Source organism: Streptomyces pyxinicus (assembly GCF_024753135.1).
Classification (GTDB): Bacteria; Actinomycetota; Actinomycetes; order Streptomycetales; family Streptomycetaceae; genus Streptomyces; species Streptomyces pyxinicus.
The window spans coordinates 13,687-36,278 of record NZ_JANUGP010000026.1 but is presented as its reverse complement, the minus strand read 5'-3'; the positions used below and the strand labels follow the sequence as shown (position 1 = coordinate 36,278).

The window sequence follows — 22,592 nt, the reverse complement described above, 5'->3', positions numbered from 1 at the left end:
CTCGTCATCGGGACGAATGCAAAGATCAGGTAACGATGACGTCCACGTGGGGACGTGCCGCAGCACGCTTGGGGGGCGGAATGCTGGAGATCCTTGGCTTGGAACCGCAGGTGGAGGCGGTGTACCGGCTCCTACTCGACAGAACCGATCTCGGCGTTCCGCAGCTCTGCCGCGAACTGGGCCTCGCCGAGCGCGACGTGCGCGAGGCACTGGACCGGCTGGCGGAACTGACCTTGCTGCGGCAGTCGCGGGACGAGCCCGGACGGCTGAGAGCGCTGAGCCTGGACCTCGCCCTCGACGTGCTGCTGCGCCGGCGGGAACAGGACGTGCTGGAGCAGCAGCACCACCTGGCGGCCGCCAGACTGGCGGTGGCCCGGGCGATGACGGAACGGGCCGGCCGCCGCTTGACGGCCGGCTGCGGCTCGGACGCCGACGTGCTGCTGGGACTGGACGCCTTCCAGGAGCGTCTGGAACTGCTCGCCAAGGACCTGCACCACGAGTGCCTGGCCATGCTGCCGGGCGGTGCCCAGTCTCGCGAGGGCCTGGAGGCGTTACGTGCGCTCGACGAGGAGGCGCTGGGACGAGGCGTCACCCTGCTGGCGCTGCACCACGACAGCGTGCGTACCGACCCCGCCATGGCCGAGTACGTCGGCCGGCTGTCCGAGGGGAGCGGTGAAGTGCGCACCGCCCCCATGCTGCCGCCGCGCTTCCTCGTCCTGGACCGCGCGACCGCCCTGATCCCCGTCGACCCCGACAACACGCACCACGGGGTTCTGTGCACGAAGGAGCCCGCGGTCGTCGCCACCCTCTGCGCGGTCTTCTTCCACACCTGGGAGACCGCCATCCCCCTGGGCGCCGGGCTGCCCGCCGAGGAACTGAGTGCCGAGGAGCGTTCCCTGCTGCGCCTCCTGGCCCGCGGCCTGACCGACGAGGCAGCGGCCAAGCGGCTGGGAGTGTCGCTGCGTACGGTGCGGCGCCGGATGTCGGCCCTGATGGAGCGGCTGCACGCCAGGAGCCGGTTCGAGGCCGGTCTGAAGGCGGGGCAGCTCGGGTGGCTCTGACCGGCGGCCGCTGGGCCCAAGGGGAGGGGAGCGTCCGGCGGCTCCGGGGCTACGACGAGCGCACACGGATGGTCCCGGTGGCCGGCTGGTCAGCTTCCCAGAGCTGTGATCACCAGTGGTGCTTTCCCTCCACGGTGCGGGCCAGGATGCCCAGCGTCGCGCGCAGCCCTGCTTCCGGGATGACAGGGAAGACGTCGGCCTGGCGGTACCGCTCATGGATACGGCTCCAGTCGTAGTACGAGGTCACCAGGGAGCCCCGGTCGGCCGGTTCCACCCGGTAGCCGTACACATGGCCGATCGGAGGCTGGATCGTGCCGGAGATCGTCCACTCCAAGTGAGCGTTCCGCGCGTACTCGGTGATGATCACCGTCACGTCGTAACGGCCCATCGGCAGATCCCCGAGAGGCTCCCGGTCCATGTGCACGACGAACTCGTCCCCGACACCGCGAACCGTGTCTCCTTCCGCCGATTGCAGCATGCCGGAACTGTCGATCGCCACGTGCCCTCGCGGCGAGCAGAGGAGTGCGAAGATCTCCTCCGGAGAGGCTGCGATCTCACGGCTCGTCTCGAATCGCTCTGTCGTCATACCTCTACTGTCACACGACCGAGAAGGCTCGGAAGCGGACGCCCTGGCCGGAGCCGTGCCGGGCGGCGCCCGGCCGCCGGCTGGTCATGGAGAGCGCGGGTATCGACCAGCGGCTCGTCGGCCGCGTCCGCATACGATCCCCGAACGGGCCGACCAGGTCCGCGACCGGACCCGGCGCGGCAGGCACGGAGGCCGCCCGCCGGCCTTCGACCGCGAGGCGTACCCACACCCCGACGTCGTGGAACGGTGCTTCGACCGCAGGTCCTCGGCGCTGAGCCGGTGCTCGGGCTCAGTGCCGCCCGGACTCCCAGTGCCGCCGCGCCCGTTCCTGGGCCTCGGTGCCGGCGGCCAGGTGGTCCAGGCCCAGCAGGGCCGCTCCCAGGACCGGGCTCGTGGAGACCACGTGGACGTCGGCCTTGGGGGCGCGGGCGGCGAGTTGGTCGCGGACGGCGTCGTCCAGCAGGGCGTGGCCGGCGGTCAGGACGCTGCCGCCCAGCAGGACCGGGGTCTGCTCGGTGAGGAGGTCCAGGCGGGTCAGGGCGACCGTCGCCATCACGGTGACCTCCCGGGCCAGCCGTCCCACCAGCGCGCGGGCCACCGGGTCGCCGTCGGCGGCCGTGGCGAAGAGCACCGGGGCCAGTTCGTGCCGGCGCTCGTGCCCGACGTGCCCGAGGTGCAGGGCCTCGATGAGGGCGTACATGGTGGGCAGCCCGAAGTGCGCGGGCAGGGTGCTCGCGAGGGTCGTCGGTTCGCCCCGGCCGTCCTCCGCGCGGGCCGCGTGCCACAGCGCCTCCTCGGACAGGCCCCAGCCGCCGCCCCAGTCCCCGGAGATCCGGCCGATCGCCGGGAAGCGGGCGGTACGGCCGTCGGGGCGCATGCCGACGCAGTTGATGCCCGCCCCGCACACCACCGCGACCCCCCGGGGTTCGGCGACGCCCGCGCGCAGGATCGCGAAGGTGTCGTTGCGGACCGTCACCGACGCCCCCCAGCCCCGCGCTTCCAGGGCGGTCGCCAGCCGCTCCTCCTCCAGGGGCAGGTCGGCGTTGGCCAGGCAGGCCGAGACATGCCCGACGGAGGTCACGCCGGCGTCGGCGAAGGCCCGCGCGACCGGTTCGGCCAGCGCGTCCAGCGCCGCCGGCACGCCCACCGCCGGCGGCCGGAAGCCACCGCCGCGCGCCGTGGCCAGGACCTCCCCGGCGGCGGTGACCACGGCCACGTCGGTCTTGCTGTTGCCCGCGTCGACGGCGAGCACGGTCGAGATCAGGCCCACGCCAGATGCTCCCGGTTGTGTGCGACCAACTGGTCGGTGAGGGTCTCGGCATACGCGTACTGGCCGATCAGCGGGTGGGCCAGCAGGGCCCGGAAGACCCGGTCCCGGCCGCCGCGCAGCGCCGCCTCCAGGGCCAGCTCCTCGTACGCGGTCACGTTGGCGACCAGGCCCGCGAACAGCGGGTCCAGCTCCGGGACCGGCAGCGGCACCGGTCCGGACGGGCCGACCGCCGCCTGCACCTCGATCACCGCGTCGTCCGGCAGGAAGGGCAGCGTGCCCCGGTTGAGCGCGTTCACCACCTGGTAGGGGCTCCCGCCCCCGCCCAGCAGCGCCGCCGCGAGGTCGACGGCCGCCTCCGAGTAGTAGGCCCCGCCCCGCTTCGCCAGCAGCGCCGGCTTCTCGTCCAGGGCCGGGTCGCCGTACATCTCCAGCAGCTCCCGTTCCATCGCGGCGACTTCCTCGGCTCGCGAGGGCTTGGTGCGCAGGTCGCGGACGACCTCGTCGTGGGCGTAGTAGTAGCGCAGGTAGTACGACGGCACCACGCCCAGCCGGTCCAGCAGGGCCCGGGGCAGCCGGAGGTCGTCGGCGAGCGCGTCGCCGTGCTCGGCCAGCAGCTTGGGCAGCACGTTCTCGCCCTCGGGACCGCCGAGCCGTACGTCCGTCTCCCAGGTGAGGTGGTTCAGGCCGACGTGCCCGAGGTGGACGTCGGCCGGGGCCACGCCCAGGTGCCCGGCGAACCTGCGCTGGAAGCCGATCGCCACGTTGCACAGGCCGACCGCCCGGTGCCCGGCCTGGAGGAGGGCGCGGGTGACGATGCCGACCGGGTTGGTGAAGTCGATGAGCCAGGCGCGCGGGTTGCTGCGCCGCACCCGTTCGGCGATGTCCAGCACCACCGGGACCGTGCGCAGCGCCTTGGCGAGGCCGCCCGCGCCGGTGGTCTCCTGGCCGACGCAGCCGCACTCCAGCGGCCAGGTCTCGTCCTGCCGCCGGGCCGCCTGGCCGCCGACGCGCAGTTGGAGCAGGACGGCGTCGGCGCCCTCGACGCCCGCGTCCAGGTCGGAGGTGGTGACGATCCGGCCGGGATGGCCCTGCTTGGCGAAGATGCGCCGGGCCAGGCCGCCGACCAGGTCGAGACGGTCGGCCGCCGGGTCCACCAGGACCAGTTGCTCGACGGGCAGGGTGTCCCGGAGCCGGGCGAAGCCGTCGACGAGTTCGGGGGTGTAGGTCGAGCCGCCGCCGACCACGGTGAGTTTCATACAGACATCAACCCTTCACTCCGGTGAGCGTGACGCCCTCGACGAACGCCTTCTGCGCGAAGAAGAACACGAGGATCACGGGTGCCATGACCAGAACCGTCGCGGCCATGGTGAGGTTCCAGTCGGTGTGGTGGGCGCCCTTGAACGACTCCAGGCCGTAACTCAGGGTCCAGGCGCCCGGGTTCTCGGACGCGTAGATCTGCGGGCCGAAGTAGTCGTTCCAGGCGGAGAAGAACTGGAAGAGGGCCACGGCGGCGATGCCCGGCTTCGCCATCGGCAGCACCACCCGCAGCAGGGTGCGCAGCTCACCGCAGCCGTCGACGCGGGCCGCGTCCAGGTACTCGTTCGGGATCGTCAGCAGGAACTGGCGCAGCAGGAAGACGGAGAACGCGTCCCCGAACGCCATCGGCACGATCAGCGGCCACAGCGTGCCGGACAGGCCGAGCTGCTTCGCCCAGAACAGGTACATCGGGATGACGACGACCTGCGGGGGCAGCATCATCATCGAGATCACCAGCATGAGGGACAGGTTCCGGCCCCGGAAGCGGAACTTGGCGAGCGCGTAGGCCACCGGGACGGACGACAGCACGGTGAGCACGGTGCCGAGTCCGGCGTACAGCAGGGTGTTGCGCCACCAGGTGAGGAAGCCCGGGGTGTCGAACACCTTCCGGTAGTTGCCCCACTCCCAGGTGTGCGGGATCAGGTCCCGGCTCAAGGCCTGGCTGTCACTCATCAGCGAGGTCAGGAACACGAAGACGAAGGGCAGCGTGAAGAAGAGCGCGGCGGCCACCCCGAGGGAGTGCACCGCGACCCACTCCAGCAGGGCCCGGCGGCGGGCGGTGCGCTCGGCGCCGGAGGCCCCCGGGGCGAGCTTGAGCGGTCGCTCCAGTACCTGGGTCATGGTCAGTCACCTGCCTGGATCAGGCCGCCCCGGCGCCGCATCAGGAGCGCGGTGAACGCCATCGACAGGGCGAACAGCACCAGGGCGACGACACAGGCCGAGCCGTAGTCGAAGCGCTGGAAGCCGAGGTTGTAGACGAGCTGGGGGAGGGTGAGCGTGGACTTGTCCGGGTAGCCGGGCTCGAACTGGGTGCCGGCGCCCTGGATCACGCCCGACGCCACCTTCCCGGCGATCAGCGGCTGCGTGTAGTACTGCATGGTCTGGATCACGCCGGTGACCACGGCGAACATCACGATCGGGGAGATGTTCGGCAGGGTCACGTACCGGAAGCGCTGCCAGGCGGAGGCGCCGTCCAGCTCGGCCGCCTCGTACTGCTCGGTGGGCACGTCGAGCAGCGCGGCCATGAAGATGACCATCAGGTCGCCGATGCCCCACAGCGCGAGCAGGGTCAGGGCCGGCTTGGACCAGGAGGGGTCGTTGAACCAGCCGGGTGCCGGGACGCCCGCCTTCTCCAGCAGGGAGTCGACCGGGCCGGTACCGGGGTTGAGCAGGAACGCGAACGCCATCGTCGCCGCGACCGGCGGGGCCAGGTAGGGCAGGTAGAACAGGGTGCGGAAGACCCCCGTACCGGTCTTGATCCGCGTGATGAGCATCCCGATCCCGAGCCCGAAGACGACCCGGAGGCTCACCATCACCAGCACCAGCCACAGGGTGTTTCGCAAGGCGGGCCAGAACAGCGGGTAGTGCGTGAAGACGTACGTCCAGTTCTGGCCGCCGCTCCAGGTGGGCGGCCGGAAGCCGTCGTAGTGCGTGAAGGAGAAGTAGACCGTCGAGACCAGTGGATAGGCGAAGAACACCCCGAAGCCGATCAGCCAGGGTGACATGAAGGCGAGGTTGCGCAGCGCCGCCCGGCGGCGCTTCGACGTCAGCGTGAGCGTGGTCATGGCTACTTCGCCTGCTCGATGTCCGTGTCGATCTGCGCGGCCGTCTTCTTCAGTCCGGCCTTCAGGTCGGTGACCTCGCCGCTCTCGTAGTCGTAGCCGAACTGCTGGATCGTCGTCAGGTACACGCCGCCGTTGACGGACGCGGGGCTGGTGGTGGAGTTCGGGTCGGCGGCGATGTCCAGGAAGGTCTTGAAGCGCGGGTCGTACGTCAGCTTCGGGGACTTCAGGGCCGCGAGGGTCGAGGGCACGTTGTGGATGGCGTTGGCGAAGCCCACCACGGCGTCGGTGTCGGTGGTGATGTACCGGACGAACTCCCAGGCCGCGTTCTGCTTGTGGCTGGTGGCGGCGATACCGGTGATGGTGCCGGTGATGTAGCCCTTGCCGTACTGGTCGGCCTGGTCGTCCGGGACGGGCAGCGGGGCGACGCCGATCCCGAAGTCCGGCTTGGTCTCCTCCGCCATCCCGAGCCGCCACTCGCCGTCGAGCTGCATGGCCACCTGGCCGGTGTGGAAGGGGTGTTTGGCGCCCCACTCGTCACCGAGCGTCGCCCGGTACTTCTCCAGTTTCTCGTAGCCGCCGAGTTCGTCCACGAGCCGCTTCTGGAGTCGGAAGCCCTTCGCGAACGCCGGGTCCTTCGCCAGCTCGGACGTGCCGTCCTTGCCGAAGTAGGTGGGGGAGAACTGCCCCAGGTAGTGCTCGGTGGTGGACTCCCAGCCGTGGTAGTCCGGCATGAACCCGAGCTGCCGGTACGTGTCCCCCCGGGCGATCGTCAGCTTCTTGGCGTCCGCCTCGAACTCGGACCAGGTCTTCGGCGGGTGCGCTATGCCGGCCTTCCGGAACGCCGTCTTGTTGTAGTAGAGGCCGTAGGCGTCGCCCAGCAGCGGGGCGGTGCAGCGGTCGCCGTCGAACTGCGTGTACTCGTTCATCGCCTTCGGGAACGTCGTCCCCGGGTCGATGCCCGCCTTCTCGAAGAAGGGGTTCAGGTCCACCAGCGCGCCCGAGGAGCAGAACTTGCCGACGTTGTTGGTGGTGAAGGAGGAGATCACGTCGGGTGCCTTGTCGCCGCCCGCGCGCAGCGCCTGGTTGATCTTGTCGTCGGTCATGTTGCCGACGACGTTCACCCGGATGTTGGGGTGCGCGTGCTCGAAGCCGGCGACCAGCGCCTTGACGGCCTGCACCTCGTTCGGCGCGCTCCAGGCGTGCCAGAAGGTGATCGTCGTGTCCTTCGACGGGTCGTCCGAGGCGCCCGCGCCGGACTGGCCGGTACAGGCGGTGGTGAGCAGCACGGTGGAGGCGGCCAGGGCGAAAGCCGCTTTTCGGACGGCTTCGGGCAGGGCTGTGGGCATGACGAGGTCTCCCAGGGGCGGGGACGGGGGAAGGGGATGGGGAAGGGCGGTGCCGGGGTCGTACGTCAGCGGGAGGTGTCGAAGACCTCGTCGCGGGTGGTGGCCAGCGCGGACTCCAACGCGCCGCGCAGGACGGGGTGTTCGTGGACGTCGCCGACGACCAGCCGGGGGCGGGCCGCCGCCAGTTCCGCCAGCTCGGCCTGGACGAGGGCGCGCAGCACCTCGCCGCCGGCCGTCAGGGCGGAGCCGGACAGGACGACGAGTTCGGGGTCGAGGACCGAGACGAGCGAGGCGAGACCGGTGGCCAGCCGGGTCGCGTAGGTCCGCAGCAGTTCCCGGTGCGGCCCGTCCGCGTGGTCGGCGGCGCGGGCCACCAGCGCGGCGGCGGCCTCCGGGTACGGCCCCGGCGGCACGTCGGCGACGCCCAGTTCGCGGGCCAGCCCCGGCAGCGCCTGGGCGCCGGCCAGCTCCTGGTAGCCGCCGCTGTTGGCCCGGGTGACCTGGCGCACCAGGGGCGTGCCCGGCACCGGCAGGAACCCGACCTCGCCGGCGCCGCCGGTCCAGCCGCGGTGCAGCCGGCCGCCGAGGACCAGGGCGGCGCCGAGGCCCTCCTGGTTCCACAGCAGCACGAAGTCGGCGTGGCCGCGGGCCGCGCCGAGCCGCTGTTCGGCGATGGCGACGAGGTTGACGTCGTTCTCGTACTCGACCGGCATCGGCAGCGCGGCGGCGAGGTCGTCGAGCAGCGCGGGGGAGTGCCAGCCGGGCAGGTGGGAGGCGTAGCGCAGCCGCCCGGTGGTGGGGTCGAAGGCGCCGGGGGTGCCGATGACGAGCCGGTGGACGTCGGCACGGGCCAGCCCCGCGGCCTTCACGGCGCCGTCGAGGGCGTCGGTGACCTGCTGTACGACGGGACCCGCGGACCGCCTGCCGGGGGTGGGCAGCTCGAACTCGCCGACCGTGCGGCCGGTGATGTCGGCGACGGCGGCGCGGATGCGCTGCGGGGTGACGTCGAGCCCGGCGGCGTACGCGGCACCGGGTTCGACCGCGTAGAGCTGGGCGTTGGGTCCCGGGCGGCCCTCGCTGGTGCCGGTGGCCCGGACCAGTCCGGCCGCCTCCAGCCGGGCCAGCAGCTGGGAGGCGGTCGGCTTGGACAGGCCGGTGAGCTTGCCGATCCGGGTGCGGGAGAGCGGGCCGTGCGCCAGCAGCAGGTCCAGGGCGGCCCGGTCGTTCATGGCGCGCAGGACCCGCGGGGTGCCCGGCGTACCGGCGGTTCCTGCCATGGACTCGACACCTGCCTCTCCGGCCGCCCAGCTTCTCAGTGTCCGGGCCGGGCGTCCAGTGTCGATCAAGGAGGCCGCGGGGGAGCACCGTTCATACTGTTAGGAAACTTTCCTGTCGGGGTGGGAGGAACGTAAGCCCAGGACGAAGGGGGCGTCAAGAGACAACGGCCCCGGGCGACGGAGTCGTTACCTCGGGGCGGGGGAGGGGGCCGGGGTCAGGCGGTGACGAAGCGGGATGTGTCGAGGGTGGGGTAGGGGGAGGGGAGGGGCAGGGGTTCGCCCAGGGCGACCTTGGTGTCGTCCTCGTAGTACGCCTTGGCGGGGTCGTCACCGGGGAGGACGGGGTCGGTGTGGCAGTGGGCCGTCCACGTCTCACGGTTGATCAGGACGTAGGCCGGGATGCCGGCGGCCGCGTAGGCGGCGAGCTTCGCGCCGGTGTCGATGGCGTGGTTGGACGAGGTGACCTCGCCGACGAGAGCGATCATGCCGATCGGGTACCAGCCCTTGTGTGCCCTGAGGTACGACTCGTCCAGCTCGGTCGGCTCGCGGCGCAGGACGTAGAAGTCGGGGATCACCAGCGCCATCGTGCTGCCGTCGCGATGTGCCGCCCGGAAGCCCATGCCCATGCCCGCCAGGTCCAGGCCGGCCGTATGGAACTGGACGGTGAGCCCGACCGCGCCCTTGCTGTGCTGGTAATCCGGTTGCGGCGGCACGATGACCGTCCCCTCGACGTACTCGGGTCGAATCGGCGCCACCGACGCCTCCTCGAACGCGATCAGCAGATCGATGGGGTCCTGCGTCATCACCGGCTCCACAAGAGGTTCGGCGCTCATCGCTCATTCTCCTCGTCGCACTGATGCCAGGCTAAGCCCGCGCTGGGTGCCCCGGCAGAACGATGGGGCACCCCGTGCGCGCCCCGCGCCGGAATGCCCCACCGCTTCACTCGAACGAGCGTGCTGAACCGTTCCCCTACTTCCCCTACTTCGCCTACTTCGACGGCGGTGCCGGGCGCTGCGGCGCGATCGGGGTCGTGGCGATCGACTGCGGGGAGTCGGCGTTGGCGTAGACGGAGGGGGCCGCGACCGCCGCCGTCGGGTCGGGGGCGGCGGCCGCCACGTCCTCGACCGCCGTCGCGCCGCCCACGATGCGGATGCTCGCCGCGTCGAAGGCCCGCTTGACGCGCCAGCGCAGCTCCCGCTCGACCGTCAGCGACTTGCCCGGCATGGTCTTGGCGGAGACCCGGATCACCATGGAGTCGATGAGCACGGAGTCGAGGCCGAGCACCTCCACCGGGCCCCACAGCAGCTCGTTCCACGGCTCTTCCTTGCTCAGCTTCTCGGCGACCTCGTCCAGTGTGGCCTTGACCTTGTCCAGGTCCTCACCCGCCCGCACGGTCACGTCGACCCCGGCCGTCGCCCAGCCCTGCGACAGGTTGCCGATCCGCTTCACCTCGCCGTTGCGGACGTACCAGATCTCCCCGTCGGCGCCGCGCAGCTTGGTCACCCGCAGCCCGACCTCGATCACCTCGCCGGAGGCCACCCCGGCGTCGATGGTGTCGCCGACCCCGTACTGGTCCTCCAGGATCATGAACACGCCGGAGAGGAAGTCGGTGACCAGGTTCCGGGCGCCGAAACCGATCGCCACGCCCGCGACACCGGCCGAGGCCAGCAGCGGCGCCAGGTCGATCTTGAAGGTGCTCAGCACCATCAGCGCGGCCGTGCCGAGGATCAGGAAGCTGGCCACCGACCGCAGCACCGACCCGATCGCGGCCGAACGCTGCCGACGGCGCTCGGTGTTGACCAGCAGCCCGCCCAGCGCGCTGCCGTCCGCCGCCTGCGCGCTACGGCCCATCCGGTCTATCAGCTTGCTGATCGCCCGCCGCACCACCGCCCGGAGCGCCACCGCCACCACGATGACCAGCAGGATCTGGAGCGCCATCGCGAGCCACGTCGACCAGTTCTGCTCGACCCAGCTCGCCGCGTTCGTCGCGCTGTCCTGGGCGTCCTGGAGGGTCGGCACGGCCGGCGCCGTCGAGCCCGAGGGGGACGGCGATGGGGACGGCGTCGTACCGGCGGCCAGCAGGACGGCGGGCAAGGACGACACGGCAGGTACCTCCAAGTGCTGCGCGGTCCGCACCGGCGGGGTCACGAAAAGGTCACCGGACGGACAGGACCACCACACTAACGGGGCATGGCGGGTGCCCCGCGCGGATCCACCAGGCGGGCCCCCAGGAGAGACCGGACTCACTCCGGCTTGAACAGGCCGTGGTCCTGGGGATGTATGGGGTGTGGTCGAAAACACTCCCAGCCCGTTACCGGGACATGGTGGCGCGTTCACCAGGCATGAGGGGAGACTGACCTCAGATCGTCCCGGCGCGAGCCACGCGCCGCCGACGCCCAAGGAGGCACCCGTGCCGCACGTCCTGGTCCTCAACGCGTCGTACGAGCCGCTCGGCGTCGTACCGCTCCGCCGCGCGCTCGTCCTCGTCCTGGAGAACAAGGCCGTCTCCCTGGAGGAATCCGGCGCCTATCTGCACAGCGCGACCGTCACCGTCCCCGCCCCCAGCGTGGTCCGGCTCAAGCGTTTCGTGCGGGTCCCCTACCGCGGACCCGTCCCCCTCACCCGGCGGGCGCTGTTCGCGCGCGACGGAGGCCGGTGCATGTACTGCGGTGGCGTCGCAACCAGCGTCGACCACGTCATCCCGCGCAGCCGCGGGGGCAAGCACGTCTGGGACAACGTGGTGGCGTCCTGCCGCCGCTGCAACCACGTCAAGGCCGACCGCCACCTCGTCGAGCTGGGCTGGCGGCTGCGCCACAAGCCGGCCCCGCCCTCCGGCCTGGCCTGGCGCATCATCGGCACCGGCCACCGCGACCCGCGCTGGCTGCCCTACCTCCAGCCGTACGGCGCGGACGACGCCCTGGCCCGGATCGACGGCATCTCGGCCTGACCGGGCCCCGCCCTCGTGGCGCGGTTCAGCCGCGAGGGCCCTCCGGGCGGACACCGCGTACAGCGCCCGGCGCGAACGCGGCCGGCGCCGCCGCCCACGCCCCGGCCTGCGCGCTCGGCTGCACGGGCCACGCCCACACCGCCGCCGCGCGACCGTGCCGCCCGGCCGCCGCGCCCAGGCACACCGCCGTGACGTAGCCGAAGGCGGGCAGCTAGCTCGGCCGCGCCCCGAACAGCACGGCGGCCGCCGCCGTGAGCCCCGTACAGCCCAACGTGTTGCGCAGCACCGCCGGCGGTCCGAACACGTCCGGGTGCCCGAGCACCGCGAGCGACAGCAGCCCCCCGGCCAGTGCCGTCAGCGCCGGCAACTGCGCCAGCCGCCGCGGCCACCAGGGGCGGACGGCCGTGCGGTCCAGTTCCGCCGAGGCGCTGTACAGACTCGTCCCGATCACCGCCGACGCCGGCAGCGGTGCCGGCGCGACCACCGGCACCCGGCGGTCCGGGTCGAGACAGGCGTCCAGCAGACCGGCCGCCCACACCGCGAAGGCGGCCGTACCGGCGAGCGCGGCCGGCGCCAAGGGCAGCGCCCGTGAGCGGGCGTACCGCAGCGGACCGTTCACAGCGCCGGCACCCCCTTCGTGTCGCAGCGTCCCCGGGCCGCGAAGTACGCCGACAGCCACGCCCAGCGCTCCCGCTCGCCCATCCCGGCCAGCCGGGCGCGGGCCGCCAGCCGGGCGCGCAGGTCGGTACGGTGGGCCCGGTCGCCGCGGGCGTCGATCTCGTCGACATACTTCCGCGTCCTGCCCGGCGCGAGGTAGGCCTCCACCGCGTCGTCCGCCCGGTGGGCGCGGTCGCTCGGCTCCTCGTCGTAGGGGCAGTCACCCTGGCCGCTCAGTTCCGTCACGGCCTCCCACGCGAACTGCTCGGGATCGATCAGCCGGCCGCGTACGAAGTGCCAGCCGAGCGGTGTGAGCATCGGCAGCCGCGCCTCGTCCGTGTGCGGTCCGCCGGGCCGGTCCGCCCAGCGCGCCGGCAGTCCCGGGACGCCCGCCAGCTTCCCCGTGACACCCGACAGAGCGTCCCTGACCTGCGGGAGCAGGCGCGCGTACCGGGCGTTGACGCAGACCGCGGGAGTGGTGGTGGTGTCGCACACCTGGCGCCGGGTGAGCGGGTCGGTGTGCCACAGGCCGTCACCGGTCCCCACGAGCAGCGCCCCCGCGGCCACGGCCGCCGCCAGCGGCAGCACCGCCGTCGTCCGGCGCCGGGCCGCGTACGCCAGCGCGGCGGCCAGCGCGAGCCCGCCCGTCCACACCGTCATGGCGAGCGGCTGCCACCACACCGGCAGCACGTCGTCCGCCAGGGTGGCGGCCGGGTTCAGCGGGCTGAGGGAGCCTGAACGGACGGTCGCGGCACCGAGGCCGACGTACCCGGCCATCGCCAGCAGCGGCGCGGCCAGCCGCGTCGGCACGAGCCGCCCGACCAGGTGCCCGAGCAGGGCGGCCGCCGCCATCGCCGTGGTGCTGCCCGGCACCAGGGCCGGGTGCGGGTGGTCGCCGCGGGCGTAGGGCCAGGTGGCGAGCAGGGCCCCGGCCACGGTGAGCAGGTAGCCGGCGGCCACCCAGAACGCCACCGGCAGCGCCGAGACCAGCAGCCGGGACAAGGGGCCCCGGGCGGCCGTCTCCCACAGCTCCGTCGTCCCGCGCCGCCGCTCCCGGCCGCCCTGCCAGCAGCCCGCGGCGGCGGCCAGCGGGATCCCGACCAACAGGATGGTGTGCAGGGTGTCCGCGGTCTCCGCCCAGCCGCCCTGCCAGGTGCGTGCCCTGCCGGCCAGCGCCACGACGAGGCTCAGCGCGACGGCGGCCCCGGCGAGCGGGCCGAAACCGCGCAGCGCCTCGGCACGCAGAGGGTGGCGGACGGAACGCCTGGTGGTCCGGGTCCGGTACGCGGTGGCCGTGCCGTTCATCGCAGCGCCTCCCGTCGCTCGGCGGTGCGGTGGGCGCGCAGGGCGGCCGTGTAGCCGCGCTCGATCGGGTGGTCGCCGGGGCCTCCGGAACTCTCGCCGAGCCGGGTCAGCGACTTTGGGGTGCCCCGGTAGGCGATCCGGCCCCCCTCCAGCAGCGTGACCTCCGTACAGGCGGCGGCCACGTCCTCCACCAGGTGCGTGGAGACCACGACGGTCGCCGAGGCGCCCAGTTCGCGCAGCAGCTCGCGGAACTCCACGCGCTGCTCCGGGTCGAGTCCGGCCGTCGGCTCGTCCAGCAGCAGCACCTCCGGGTCGTTCACGACGGCCTGCGCGATGCCGACCCGGCGCACCATGCCGCCGGACAGCGTCCTGACCTTGGCGTCGGCCCGGTCCGCGAGGCCCACCCGGGCCACGGCCCGCGCCACGGCGGCCGGCACCCGGTCCGCCGGGATCTCCTTCAGCCAGGCCATGTACGCCACGAACTCGCGCACGGTGAAGCCCGGGTAGTAGCCGAACTCCTGCGGCAGATAGCCGAGCCGGCGCCGTACCCCGGCCCGGCCGCGCGGGTCGGCGACGTCCGCGCCGAGCAGTTCCACCCGCCCGGCGTCCGGCCGCGCCACCGTGGCCAGCACCCGGATCAGGGAGGTCTTCCCGGCGCCGTTCGGCCCCAGCAGCCCGTGCACGCCGGTGCCGAGGTCCAGGTCGACGGAGTCGAGCGCGAGCCTCCTGCGGTGCCGGACGCGCAGTCCGGTCACGTGGATCGAGGTCAAGGTGTCTCCGGAAGAGAGGAGGAAGAGAGAGGAGGGCACGTCACCGGCCGAACGGGCGGTCGTACGCCGGGCGGCGGGCCGCGAGCAGGGCCGCGCTCAGGACGGCCGCCGCCGCCCACGCGCCCTGCGTCCCGGTGCCGTCGAGGCAGCGGCCGAGCTGCTCGGCCAGCCGTGCCGTGAGCGGCCCGCCGGGCGCGGCGGACACCGGCGCCAGGACGGCGCACAGCCAGCCGCCGCCGGTCAGCCCGGCCGCCGTGCGGCAGCCGGTGAAGGAGGCCAGGGCCAGCGTGCCCAGCGTCAGCGCCAGCCCCGGCAGCAGCCAGGCCACCGCGGCCGGGGCTCCGGAGGCGGGCAGCAGCAGGCCGGCGAGGGTCAGCAGCGGCAGGCTCACGGCGAGTACGGCGACCGTCCGGACGAGCGCCAGCCGCAGCCCGCCGCCCGGGGTGGCCGCGGTGACCTCGTACAGCGGGTCGGCGGCCGGGCCGTAGGACAGCGCGACCCCGGCCACCGGCAGTACCGGCGCGACGGCCAGCAGCAGCGCCCGCGCCCCGGGGAGCCCGGCGCCGTGGGAGAGGGCCAGCGCGCCGACGGCCACCGCGAGTACGGCGGGCGGCCAGGCGCCGCGTACGGCGGGACCGGCGGCCCACAGGAGCCGGGCGAGGCGGGAGACGGCGGGGACGGGTACCGGTGTCGCCCGTGCCAGTACCGCGTCCCGCACCTGCGCCAGCACCGGACCCGCCGCCGTGCCGCGGACCGCCGCCGACACCCGGGAGGCACAGCCGGCGCAGCCCTCCAGGTGCTTCTCCACGGACCAGGTGTCCGGCTCGGGCAGGGTGCCGTCGGCGTAGCGGGCGGCGCGGCCGGCGCTCACGTGCCAGATGTGGGTGTTGCCGTCGCTCATGCCGTGCCTCCCAGCGGGGACGGGTTCAGCAGGTCGAGGGCGGCCCGCAGTTCGGCGCGGGCGCGCCGGGCCCGGGACTTGACGGTGCCCTCCGGGATGCCGAGCAGCCGGGCCGCCTCGCGGGTGCTCAGCCCGTCCACGACGGTCGCGCGCAGCACCTCGCGCAGCTCCGGGGAGATCCGGTCCAGGGCGGCGCCGACATCGCCGTACTCCAGCCCCGCCAGCACCCGCTCCTCGGCGGACGGCGCGGTGACCCCGTGCCCGCCGCCGCCCGGGAGCCCGGCCTCCAGCGGCGGCCCGGCGAGGCGCGTGACCCGCTCCTGGGCGCGCAGCGCGTCGACCAGGCGGCGGGCGGCGATCGTCCACAGCCAGCCGCCGGCCGCCTCCCCGCGGTGCCCGGACGCCGACCGCCACACCGTGACGAACGTGTCCTGCACCACCTCGCGCACCACCTCCGGGTCCGCGCAGCGCCGGGTCAGCCGGGCGTGCAGCCAGCCCGCGTGCCGGTCGTACAGCGTGCCCAGCGCCGCCGTGTCCCCCGCGGCGACGGCCCGCAGCAGCGCCGCGTCCCCGTCGTCGTCCTTCTCCCGCTGGCCCCCCACGGGGCGGAACAGTCTCACACCCCCTCTATCGACCGGCGGGGCGGTGCCGGATCACGGTGCTCCGGCAGCGGTCGCGAGTGGCTCGGCCGGTTCGGGGTAGGCCTGCCTGAGTCCGGCCCCGAGCCGGACACGCGTCCGATCCCACCCTTGGGGGTCCCCCCGAGGATCCGGACGCGACCGCCCACGACCGAGGAGACCTTCGTGCCCGCACCCGCTGCCCTCACCGTCCCCGCCCAGTGGAAACCCGAGGCGGAGCAGTCCGCCGAGACCGACGAGAGGCGGGCGTACGTCTTCAGCGCGGAGGGCGCGTGCACGCAGGCGCCGCTGACCAGTGAGCCGCCGCTGCCCGACGCCGAGCCCCTGACCAGTGAGCCGCCGCTCGCCGAGGCCACCCCGCTGACCAGCGAGGCCGACCCGATTCCCGACTGCTACGCCCCGGGGGTGTAGATGCCCGCGGCGCACGACGAGGATCCCGCGCTGGATCTCTCCCGGCTCGCCGAGCTGCACGGCGTCGCCACCTCCTACAGCCCCGCCCCCGACCTGACCGTCCTGGTCCCCGCCTCCGCCGTGGTCGCCGCGCTGGCCGCCCTCGGCGTCGACGCGGGCACCCCGGACGCCGTACGCGCCGCGCTCGCCGTACGGGAACACGAGCTGCGCGAGCGCCTGCTGCCGCCGACGGTGGTCCACTGGGCCGGCGCCGAACCCCCCGCCGCCCTCGCCGCGCTGCCCGCCGGCACTCTGCTGAGCGTCGCCACCGAGGACGGGCGGCACCGGGACGGCTGGGACGGAGTCGTCGAACTGCCGCTCGGCGTCCACCGCCTGACCGCCACCGCCCCCGACGGCCGCACCGGCACGGCCCACCTCGTCGTCGCCCCCGACCGGCTGCCCGCCCCGCCCGGCCGCTCCCACGGGCTGCTCGTCCAGCTCTACTCACTCCTCTCCCGCCGCTCCTGGGGCATGGGCGACCTCGGTGACCTGGCCGAGCTGGCCGGCTGGGCCGGACGCACCGCGGGCGCCGGGTTCGTGCAGGTCAACCCGTTGCACGCGGCCGTGCCCGGGGCGCCCACCGACCCGTCGCCGTACCGGCCGTCCTCCCGGCGCTTCCCCGACCCGGTGCACCTGCGGATCGAGGAGATCCCCGAGTACGGGTACGTCACCGACCGCGCCCGCCTCGACCCCCTCCTGGAGCGCGCCGAACGGCTGCGCACCGCCGTCCTCGACCAGGGCGCCCTCATCGACCGGGACGCCGTGTGGGACGTCAAGCGCGCGGCGCTGGAGATCGTCCTGCGCGTCCCGCTCGGCCCCGGCCGCCAGGCCGCCTACGACGACTTCCGCGCCGCGCACGGCCAGGCCCTCGACGACCACGCCACCTGGTACGCCCTCGCCGAGACGCACGGCTCCGACTGGCGCGGCTGGCCCGCCGAGCTGCGCGACCCCCGCTCGCCCGGCACCGCCCGTGCCCGTGCCGAACTGGCCGGCCGGGTCGAGTTCCACGCCCGCCTGGCCTGGCTCGCCGACGGCCAGTTGCGCGCCGCCCAGCGGGCCGCCCGGGAGGCCGGGATGGCCGTCGGGATCGTGCACGACCTCGCCGTCGGTGTGCATCCCGAGGGCGCCGACGCCTGGGCGCAGCAGGACGTGTTCGCCGCCGGCACCTCCGTCGGTGCGCCCCCGGACGCCTTCAACGCCCGCGGCCAGGACTGGGGCCTGCCGCCCTGGCGCCCCGACCGGCTCGCCGCCACGGGGTACGCCCCCTACCGCGACCTGCTGCGCGCCCTGTTCCGGTACGCGGGCGCGCTGCGCATCGACCACGTCATGGGCCTGTTCCGGCTCTGGTGGGTGCCGCAGGGCAGCCCGCCCACCGAGGGCACCTACGTCCGCTACGACGCCGACGCCATGCTCGCGATCCTCGCCCTGGAGGCCGGCCGGGCCGGGGCCCTGGTGATCGGCGAGGATCTCGGCACCGTCGAGCCGGGGGTGCGTGAGCGGCTCCAGCGGCGCGGGGTGCTCGGCACCTCCGTGCTGTGTTTCGAGCGGGACTGGGCGGGCGACGGCCGCCCGCTGCCGCCCGAGCACTGGCGCGCCGACTGCCTGGCCACCGCGACCACCCACGACCTGCCGCCCACCGCGGCCCGGCTCACCGGCGACCACGTCGAGCTGCGCGACCGGCTCGGCCTGCTCACCCGCCCGGTCAGCGAGGAGCGCGCCGAGGCCACCGCCGACATCGCCGAGTGGCTCGCCCTGCTGGGCAGCCTCGGCCTGCTGCACCTGACGGCCGCCGGGCCGCCCGGCACCGACGAGGAGGAGGAGATCCGCGCCGTCCACCGCTTCCTGCTGCGCACCCCGGCCCGGCTGATCGGCGTCTGGCTGCCCGACGGGGTGGGCGACCGGCGCCCGCAGAACCTGCCGGGCACCTGGGACCAGTACCCGAACTGGCGGCTGCCCGTCGCCGACCACGACGGCCGCCCGGTGCCGCTGGAGGAGCTGACGGCCTCGCCCCGGCTGCGGGCGCTGCTCGACGTGTTCGCGCGGGCGGAGAGCGACGTGTTCGCGCCGGCGGAGGGCGAAGCGTTCGCGCCGGCGGAGGGCGAAGCGTTCGCGCCGGCGGAGGGCGCGTGAGCCCGCGTACGGGACCCCGGGCGCGCGGCCGTCCGGGTGATTCGCTAACTTGAGATCGTGGACAAGAAGAACGCCCTGCGCGCCGGCGCCCTGGCCGCCGGTACGACGCTGATGATGCTGCTCATGTCGTCCCCCGCGCTCGCGCTGACCCGCGACGACGGCGACGACCCCGGCCCGGGCCTGAGCGTCATCCAGACGCTGGGCCTCTACGTGCTGCTCCCGGTGGCGCTGTTCGCGGTCATCGCCGGCCTGGTGATGGCGCTGGACAAGTCCCACAACAAGAAGGACGCCACCACGTCCAACATCTCCGTCAGGCCGGGCACCAAGGCCTGACCGCTCGACTCCGTCACCGGGGGCGCCGCCTTCCCGCCGCGTATGCGGGCGGGACCGGCGCCTCCGGTGTTTCTCGTGTCTGTGCGGGCGGTTACTTCACGGTCCCGTCCAGCAGGTCCCGCAGCAGGCCGGCCAGGTGCTCCGCCTGCTCCGGGGCGAGGGCGGCGAGGGCGTCGCTCTGCTCGGCGAGGCCCGCCCCGACCGCCTCGTCCAGCACCCGCAGCCCCTCCTCGGTGAGGGTGACCTGGAGCCCGCGCCGGTCGTGCGGGTCGGGGGAGCGGCGCAGCAGCCCGGCCCGCTCCAGCTTGTCCAGCCGCCCGGTCATCCCGCCGGTGGTGAGCATCAGGGTGGCCGACAGCTGCCGGGGCGAGAGGGTGTGCGGCTCGCCGGCCCGGCGCAGGGCGGCCAGCACGTCGAACTCGCCGCGCGAGATGCCGTAGGGCTCGTACGCCTTCTCCATCCGGTCGCCCATGGCCCGCGCGAGCCGGAAGACGCGGCCGAAGACCTCCATCGCCCGGGTGTCGAGGTCGGGCCGTACCCGTGCCCACTGGCCGATGATCGCGTCGACGGGGTCCTGGTGCTGCTGCATGCGGCGAGTATCCGCCCGCTTCCGCTCACCCGCAAGAAAGTCACTTGACGCTAAGTCGCTTAGAGCTAAGCTACTTGCAAGCGACCTGCATCGACCGACCCTTGAAGGGTGCTCCATGGCCACCCGCTCCCGCGCCGCCCTGATAGCCCTCACCGCCCTCGCCCCCGTCTCCTGGGGCACCACCTACGCCGTCACCACCGAGTTCCTGCCGCCGGACCGCCCCCTGTTCACGGCTCTGGTGCGCGCGCTGCCCGCCGGACTGCTGCTGCTCGCCGCGACCCGGGTGCTGCCGCGCGGCGCCTGGTGGGCCAAGGCGGCCGTGCTGGGCGCGCTGAACATCGGCGCCTTCTTCCCGCTCCTCTTCCTGGCCGCGTACCGCCTGCCCGGCGGGATGGCCGCGGTCGTCGGCTCCGTGCAGCCGCTGCTCGTCGTCGCGCTCTCGGCGCTGCTGCTCGGGCAGCGGCCGGCCGCGCGCACCCTGCTCACCGGCATCACCGCCGCACTCGGCGTCAGCCTGGTCGTGCTCAAGGGCACCGGCGCGCTGGACGTGACCGGAGTCCTCGCCGCCCTCGCCTCCACCGCCTGCATGGCGGCCGGAACGGTGCTGACCAAACGCTGGGGACGCCCCGCCGGCGTCGGACCACTCGCCCTCACCGGCTGGCAGCTCACCGCAGGCGGCCTGCTCATCGCACCGCTCGCCCTCCTCGTCGAGGGTGCCCCGCCCGCGCTGGACGCCCGCGCCGTCGGCGGCTACCTCTACCTCGCCCTGGCCAACACCGCCGTCGGCTACTGGCTCTGGTTCCGCGGCATCGCCCACCTCACCGCCGTCCAGGTCGGCTTCCTGGGCCCGCTCTCCCCACTGACCGCGGCCGTGGTCGGCTGGGCGGCCCTCGACCAGACCCTGACTCCCGTGCAACTCGCGGGCCTGGCGGTGGCGTTCGGCGCGACGGTCGTCGGCCAACTGGGCAGCCGTTCCGCCAGTTTCCCTGAACGGACCGGTCGGGGAGATGCGATGGGCCCCCGCACGACGACGGCGCGCCGGATCGCCCCCGGCACGGTCATCCAGCCGCTTTACGAGGAGGAGGACGCCAGTGAGGCGGTCACCACGACCTGCTCGGCGCACCCGGCCGCACGCAACGCGTCACCCGTGACCTCGACCAGCCACACGGCGGCGTCCACCGACCACTCCGGCACGCGACACACGAACCGCAGCACGCCACGGTCACGACCCTTGTTGTAGCCGTGCTCACCGGCCACGTCCGCCATACCGGACAAGTCGAGTGCCCCAGCGGCCACTTCGGCCTCCGCGATGTCGCCGAGCCGCTCTTTGATGGCGTCGCGCACCGCCGTGTCCTTCCCTCGCATCGCGGGTCCGGCGGCGACAGTGACGCTCACGGGAACCGACCTGGACGGGTCGGTGAGGGCGAACCACTTCCGCATCGCCCGCAAGTCGTCATCGGCGTCACCGACAAGCTCCTGCAGCGGGAGGACAGCATGCAGCCCGGTGAACCGGACGCGCCCGATCCGATGCACCGCGTCCGACAAGATGCGCGTCACGTGGAGCAGCGGGAGACGCGGCTCACGGACGTCGACCGGGATCTCCGCCGACATCCAGGCCAGTTCCCGGACCTTCCCGTCCTGCGTCCAGTCCCCGCCGGCCAGGGCATCGGCCCAGCGCCCCGGGTCCTGGACGATCCGGGCCTCGCCCCATCCCTGGTACTCGTAGGTCCATCCGCCGGTGGAGTACCAGCCGTAGGCTTCTGCCCTGCGCATGGCCAGGTCGTACAGTTCGCTGCCGTGGGCGTCGCACGTGAGATGCGACGCCCACGGATACCGGTCGAGTACCCCGTGCAGGGCGACAAGCGTCTCGTAGTACACGCGATGACCTCTCTGTACGCACTCGTTCCGCACGGGACCGGTATCCGTCGGCGGGACACTGGATCCGGATGCCGGATCCGACGCTAGATGCCGCAGTACAGCGTCTGCGTCTTCGTGGTGAGTTTCGAGTCACCGTCCGGGTAGCCGACGATGTCCGCGTCCACCACGGTCCGGAACTGGTTCTTCGCGATGAGGTTGGTGCACTTCCAGTTGGCGACCGCCCTCTTGTTGCTTCCTCCGCCCGGCGGAACCGTCTTGACTCCCGTGTCGAGATTCTTCCACCCGGAACCGGTCTTGACCTGCAGCCAGATGGTGATCTTCGCGTGTGTCGCCGGGCCGTCGTACTTCTTCCACCAGCCGTGAGCGTTGATCGTGTGGCTCACGGTGTGGGAGAAGTGGACGTAGTCCCCCTTGGTCTCGAAACCGTGAATGGGCCCGGCGGCGGTGGCGGCACGGTAGCTGCCCGGACGTACGTCGCGGTCGTCGGCGTGTGCCGACACAGCCGTGGCAGCGGTCAACAGCACGGCCAGCACGGCCGATGCTCCCCCGATACGTATGTTCAAGATGTTTCCCCTCGTTCGGGCGCGATGGCGCGCGCCGCGACAGACTCCATCACACCATCCCGTCTCGCTCAATTGTTTTCATCGGCGCACGAGTTCGAGGTCGGCTCGGGCTCGCGCGCCGAGTGGGGTGTCCTGTGTCACCGGACCTTGACCGTCTGCCCTCGGACTTCGACGGACGCGAGCTTGTGCCATCGGCCGCGCGGGGGCAGGCCGTCCCGTTTCGGCGTTCCAGCGGCGCGTATCGTTGCTGGTCGCGGCCGGTTTCGCCGTTCCACCGTCCCGGAGTGGGGAAAGCTCCTGGCGCCCGGGCCGCTCTCTTCCCTACCGTTCAGGTCGTCAAGGCGCCGCCCCGGAGGTTCAGATGGAGCCGACGGGTGAGCGGGCCGAAATCCCAGGATCAGGGAGGTCGTCTTGCGTCGTCTCACGCGCGTACTCGGCGTGCTCGGCGGGAGCGCTCTGCTCACGCTCGGTCTTACTCAGTCGGCCGACGCCGCGGTCGGGAACTTGCACCTGAACCAACGTGTCATCACCGACCCCGCCCGGTGGTCATGCCATGACGGCGGTCCGCTCAATCTCATCGTGCACAACTACACCAGCTCCCCGGTGGTTGTCTTCGACCAGCCGGCATGCGCAGGCAACGCGATCGGCCTGGTGGCGCCGATCAGCAACGGCTTCTTCCCCAGGGGATGGAGTGTCCGCGTCATGCAGTAGGCGCCATCGACGCGTACCTCACGCGGAGCTGGACAGGCAGGGGCCGCTGTCCGGGGATCAGGTGTCGTCGGTGGGCGTG

23 protein-coding genes and 1 pseudogene are annotated in these 22,592 nt (G+C 73.2%); 8 read left to right on the top strand and 16 right to left on the bottom strand.

Translation table 11 applies throughout. From position 1 onward, the window contains the following. Nucleotides 1–98 precede the first annotated feature (98 nt). Nucleotides 99–1,061, top strand: a complete 963-nt coding sequence (locus NX794_RS27540; protein ID WP_258781824.1) for a helix-turn-helix domain-containing protein — start codon at nucleotides 99–101, stop codon at nucleotides 1,059–1,061. 109 nt (nucleotides 1,062–1,170) lie between these two features. Here NX794_RS27540 and NX794_RS27535 read toward each other — a convergent pair whose 3' ends face one another. Further along, nucleotides 1,171–1,647, bottom strand: a complete 477-nt coding sequence (locus NX794_RS27535) for an SRPBCC family protein (RefSeq protein ID WP_258781823.1) — start codon at nucleotides 1,645–1,647, stop codon at nucleotides 1,171–1,173. Between the two features lie 133 nt (nucleotides 1,648–1,780). Here NX794_RS27535 and NX794_RS27530 point away from each other — a divergent pair. After that, nucleotides 1,781–1,906, top strand: a pseudogene (locus tag NX794_RS27530) (IS5/IS1182 family transposase); the annotation flags it as partial. A 30-nt stretch (nucleotides 1,907–1,936) separates the two neighbouring features. On the opposite strand, the gene NX794_RS27525 reads toward NX794_RS27530, so the two are convergent. From NX794_RS27525 to NX794_RS27490, 8 genes are all read right to left on the bottom strand, one after another. Then, nucleotides 1,937–2,917 (bottom strand): N-acetylglucosamine kinase, encoded by a 981-nt coding sequence (locus tag NX794_RS27525; RefSeq protein WP_258781822.1) that lies wholly within the window; start codon nucleotides 2,915–2,917, stop codon nucleotides 1,937–1,939. Beyond that, nucleotides 2,908–4,173 (bottom strand): 6-phospho-beta-glucosidase, encoded by a 1,266-nt coding sequence (locus NX794_RS27520; protein ID WP_258781821.1) that lies wholly within the window; start codon nucleotides 4,171–4,173, stop codon nucleotides 2,908–2,910. Before NX794_RS27520 ends, NX794_RS27525 begins: the two co-directional genes overlap by 10 nt. A 7-nt stretch (nucleotides 4,174–4,180) precedes the next feature. Further along, nucleotides 4,181–5,074 carry a carbohydrate ABC transporter permease gene (locus NX794_RS27515; protein WP_258781820.1) on the bottom strand — a complete coding sequence of 298 codons (894 nt, stop codon included), beginning with the start codon at nucleotides 5,072–5,074 and terminating at the stop codon, nucleotides 4,181–4,183. 2 nt (nucleotides 5,075–5,076) lie between these two features. After that, entirely contained in the window at nucleotides 5,077–6,018 is a 942-nt protein-coding gene (locus NX794_RS27510; protein WP_258781819.1) for a carbohydrate ABC transporter permease, read from the bottom strand. A 2-nt stretch (nucleotides 6,019–6,020) separates the two neighbouring features. Continuing rightward, entirely contained in the window at nucleotides 6,021–7,364 is a 1,344-nt protein-coding gene (locus tag NX794_RS27505) for an ABC transporter substrate-binding protein (protein WP_258781817.1), read from the bottom strand. Nucleotides 7,365–7,429: 65 nt separating this feature from the next. Further along, on the bottom strand, nucleotides 7,430–8,641 hold the full coding sequence (locus NX794_RS27500) for an ROK family transcriptional regulator (protein ID WP_258781815.1): 1,212 nt from the start codon (nucleotides 8,639–8,641) through the stop codon (nucleotides 7,430–7,432). A gap of 215 nt (nucleotides 8,642–8,856) precedes the next feature. After that, nucleotides 8,857–9,474 (bottom strand): Uma2 family endonuclease, encoded by a 618-nt coding sequence (locus tag NX794_RS27495; protein ID WP_258781814.1) that lies wholly within the window; start codon nucleotides 9,472–9,474, stop codon nucleotides 8,857–8,859. 154 nt (nucleotides 9,475–9,628) lie between these two features. After that, entirely contained in the window at nucleotides 9,629–10,744 is a 1,116-nt protein-coding gene (locus NX794_RS27490; RefSeq protein ID WP_258781812.1) for a mechanosensitive ion channel family protein, read from the bottom strand. A gap of 307 nt (nucleotides 10,745–11,051) precedes the next feature. Here NX794_RS27490 and NX794_RS27485 point away from each other — a divergent pair, with 307 nt between their 5' ends. Next, the gene (locus NX794_RS27485; protein WP_258781811.1) at nucleotides 11,052–11,588 is read left to right on the top strand and encodes an HNH endonuclease; all 537 of its coding nucleotides are present in this window, start codon (nucleotides 11,052–11,054) and stop codon (nucleotides 11,586–11,588) included. 211 nt (nucleotides 11,589–11,799) lie between these two features. On the opposite strand, the gene NX794_RS27480 is transcribed toward NX794_RS27485, so the two are convergent. From NX794_RS27480 to NX794_RS27460, 5 genes are read right to left on the bottom strand one after another with little or no spacing between them, the layout of a single operon-like run. Next, a complete protein-coding gene (locus NX794_RS27480) occupies nucleotides 11,800–12,207 on the bottom strand; it encodes a hypothetical protein (RefSeq protein WP_309506036.1) in 408 nt (135 codons plus the stop codon). Then, the gene (locus NX794_RS27475) at nucleotides 12,204–13,550 is read right to left on the bottom strand and encodes a hypothetical protein (RefSeq protein WP_258781810.1); all 1,347 of its coding nucleotides are present in this window, start codon (nucleotides 13,548–13,550) and stop codon (nucleotides 12,204–12,206) included. Before NX794_RS27475 ends, NX794_RS27480 begins: the two co-directional genes overlap by 4 nt. Then, entirely contained in the window at nucleotides 13,547–14,320 is a 774-nt protein-coding gene (locus NX794_RS27470) for an ABC transporter ATP-binding protein (RefSeq protein WP_258781809.1), read from the bottom strand. The genes NX794_RS27475 and NX794_RS27470 overlap by 4 nt, the downstream gene beginning before the upstream one ends. Before the next feature lie 40 nt (nucleotides 14,321–14,360). Next, nucleotides 14,361–15,221 (bottom strand): zf-HC2 domain-containing protein, encoded by an 861-nt coding sequence (locus NX794_RS27465; protein ID WP_258781808.1) that lies wholly within the window; start codon nucleotides 15,219–15,221, stop codon nucleotides 14,361–14,363. Further along, nucleotides 15,218–15,823: an RNA polymerase sigma factor gene (locus NX794_RS27460; protein ID WP_258781807.1), complete on the bottom strand. Its 606-nt coding sequence runs from the start codon at nucleotides 15,821–15,823 to the stop codon at nucleotides 15,218–15,220. Before NX794_RS27460 ends, NX794_RS27465 begins: the two co-directional genes overlap by 4 nt. A 201-nt stretch (nucleotides 15,824–16,024) precedes the next feature. Here NX794_RS27460 and NX794_RS27455 point away from each other — a divergent pair, with 201 nt between their 5' ends. The 3 genes from NX794_RS27455 to NX794_RS27445 are packed head-to-tail and all read left to right on the top strand — an operon-like array spanning nucleotide 16,025 to nucleotide 18,772. Then, nucleotides 16,025–16,270: a hypothetical protein gene (locus NX794_RS27455; RefSeq protein WP_258781806.1), complete on the top strand. Its 246-nt coding sequence runs from the start codon at nucleotides 16,025–16,027 to the stop codon at nucleotides 16,268–16,270. Next, on the top strand, nucleotides 16,271–18,439 hold the full coding sequence (malQ, locus tag NX794_RS27450) for a 4-alpha-glucanotransferase (protein ID WP_258781804.1): 2,169 nt from the start codon (nucleotides 16,271–16,273) through the stop codon (nucleotides 18,437–18,439). It begins immediately after the preceding gene. Nucleotides 18,440–18,496: 57 nt separating this feature from the next. Next, entirely contained in the window at nucleotides 18,497–18,772 is a 276-nt protein-coding gene (locus NX794_RS27445; RefSeq protein ID WP_258781800.1) for a hypothetical protein, read from the top strand. 91 nt (nucleotides 18,773–18,863) lie between these two features. Here the strand turns inward: NX794_RS27445 and NX794_RS27440 are convergent, their stop codons facing one another. Next, nucleotides 18,864–19,361: a MarR family winged helix-turn-helix transcriptional regulator gene (locus tag NX794_RS27440; RefSeq protein ID WP_258781799.1), complete on the bottom strand. Its 498-nt coding sequence runs from the start codon at nucleotides 19,359–19,361 to the stop codon at nucleotides 18,864–18,866. 115 nt (nucleotides 19,362–19,476) lie between these two features. On the opposite strand from NX794_RS27440, the gene NX794_RS27435 reads away from it, so the two are divergent. Next, nucleotides 19,477–20,601 carry an EamA family transporter gene (locus NX794_RS27435; protein WP_428985969.1) on the top strand — a complete coding sequence of 375 codons (1,125 nt, stop codon included), beginning with the start codon at nucleotides 19,477–19,479 and terminating at the stop codon, nucleotides 20,599–20,601. A 721-nt stretch (nucleotides 20,602–21,322) separates the two neighbouring features. Here NX794_RS27435 and NX794_RS27425 read toward each other — a convergent pair. Next, a complete protein-coding gene (locus tag NX794_RS27425) occupies nucleotides 21,323–21,802 on the bottom strand; it encodes a hypothetical protein (RefSeq protein WP_258781795.1) in 480 nt (159 codons plus the stop codon). A gap of 411 nt (nucleotides 21,803–22,213) precedes the next feature. On the opposite strand from NX794_RS27425, the gene NX794_RS27420 reads away from it, so the two are divergent. Continuing rightward, a complete protein-coding gene (locus NX794_RS27420) occupies nucleotides 22,214–22,513 on the top strand; it encodes a hypothetical protein (RefSeq protein WP_258781794.1) in 300 nt (99 codons plus the stop codon). The last annotated feature ends 79 nt before the right edge of the window (nucleotides 22,514–22,592 follow it).

Coding starts and splice junctions, on each gene's coding strand:
- NX794_RS27515 (WP_258781820.1), bottom strand. CDS start 5,074: ATGACCCAGGTACTGGAGCGACCGCTCAAGCTCGCCCCGGGGGCCTCC.
- NX794_RS27535 (WP_258781823.1), bottom strand. CDS start 1,647: ATGACGACAGAGCGATTCGAGACGAGCCGTGAGATCGCAGCCTCTCCG.
- NX794_RS27520 (WP_258781821.1), bottom strand. CDS start 4,173: ATGAAACTCACCGTGGTCGGCGGCGGCTCGACCTACACCCCCGAACTC.
- NX794_RS27505 (WP_258781817.1), bottom strand. CDS start 7,364: ATGCCCACAGCCCTGCCCGAAGCCGTCCGAAAAGCGGCTTTCGCCCTG.
- NX794_RS27440 (WP_258781799.1), bottom strand. CDS start 19,361: ATGCAGCAGCACCAGGACCCCGTCGACGCGATCATCGGCCAGTGGGCA.
- malQ (WP_258781804.1), top strand. CDS start 16,271: ATGCCCGCGGCGCACGACGAGGATCCCGCGCTGGATCTCTCCCGGCTC.
- NX794_RS27435 (WP_428985969.1), top strand. CDS start 19,477: ATGGCCACCCGCTCCCGCGCCGCCCTGATAGCCCTCACCGCCCTCGCC.
- NX794_RS27510 (WP_258781819.1), bottom strand. CDS start 6,018: ATGACCACGCTCACGCTGACGTCGAAGCGCCGCCGGGCGGCGCTGCGC.
- NX794_RS27500 (WP_258781815.1), bottom strand. CDS start 8,641: ATGGCAGGAACCGCCGGTACGCCGGGCACCCCGCGGGTCCTGCGCGCC.
- NX794_RS27465 (WP_258781808.1), bottom strand. CDS start 15,221: ATGAGCGACGGCAACACCCACATCTGGCACGTGAGCGCCGGCCGCGCC.
- NX794_RS27495 (WP_258781814.1), bottom strand. CDS start 9,474: ATGAGCGCCGAACCTCTTGTGGAGCCGGTGATGACGCAGGACCCCATC.
- NX794_RS27475 (WP_258781810.1), bottom strand. CDS start 13,550: ATGAACGGCACGGCCACCGCGTACCGGACCCGGACCACCAGGCGTTCC.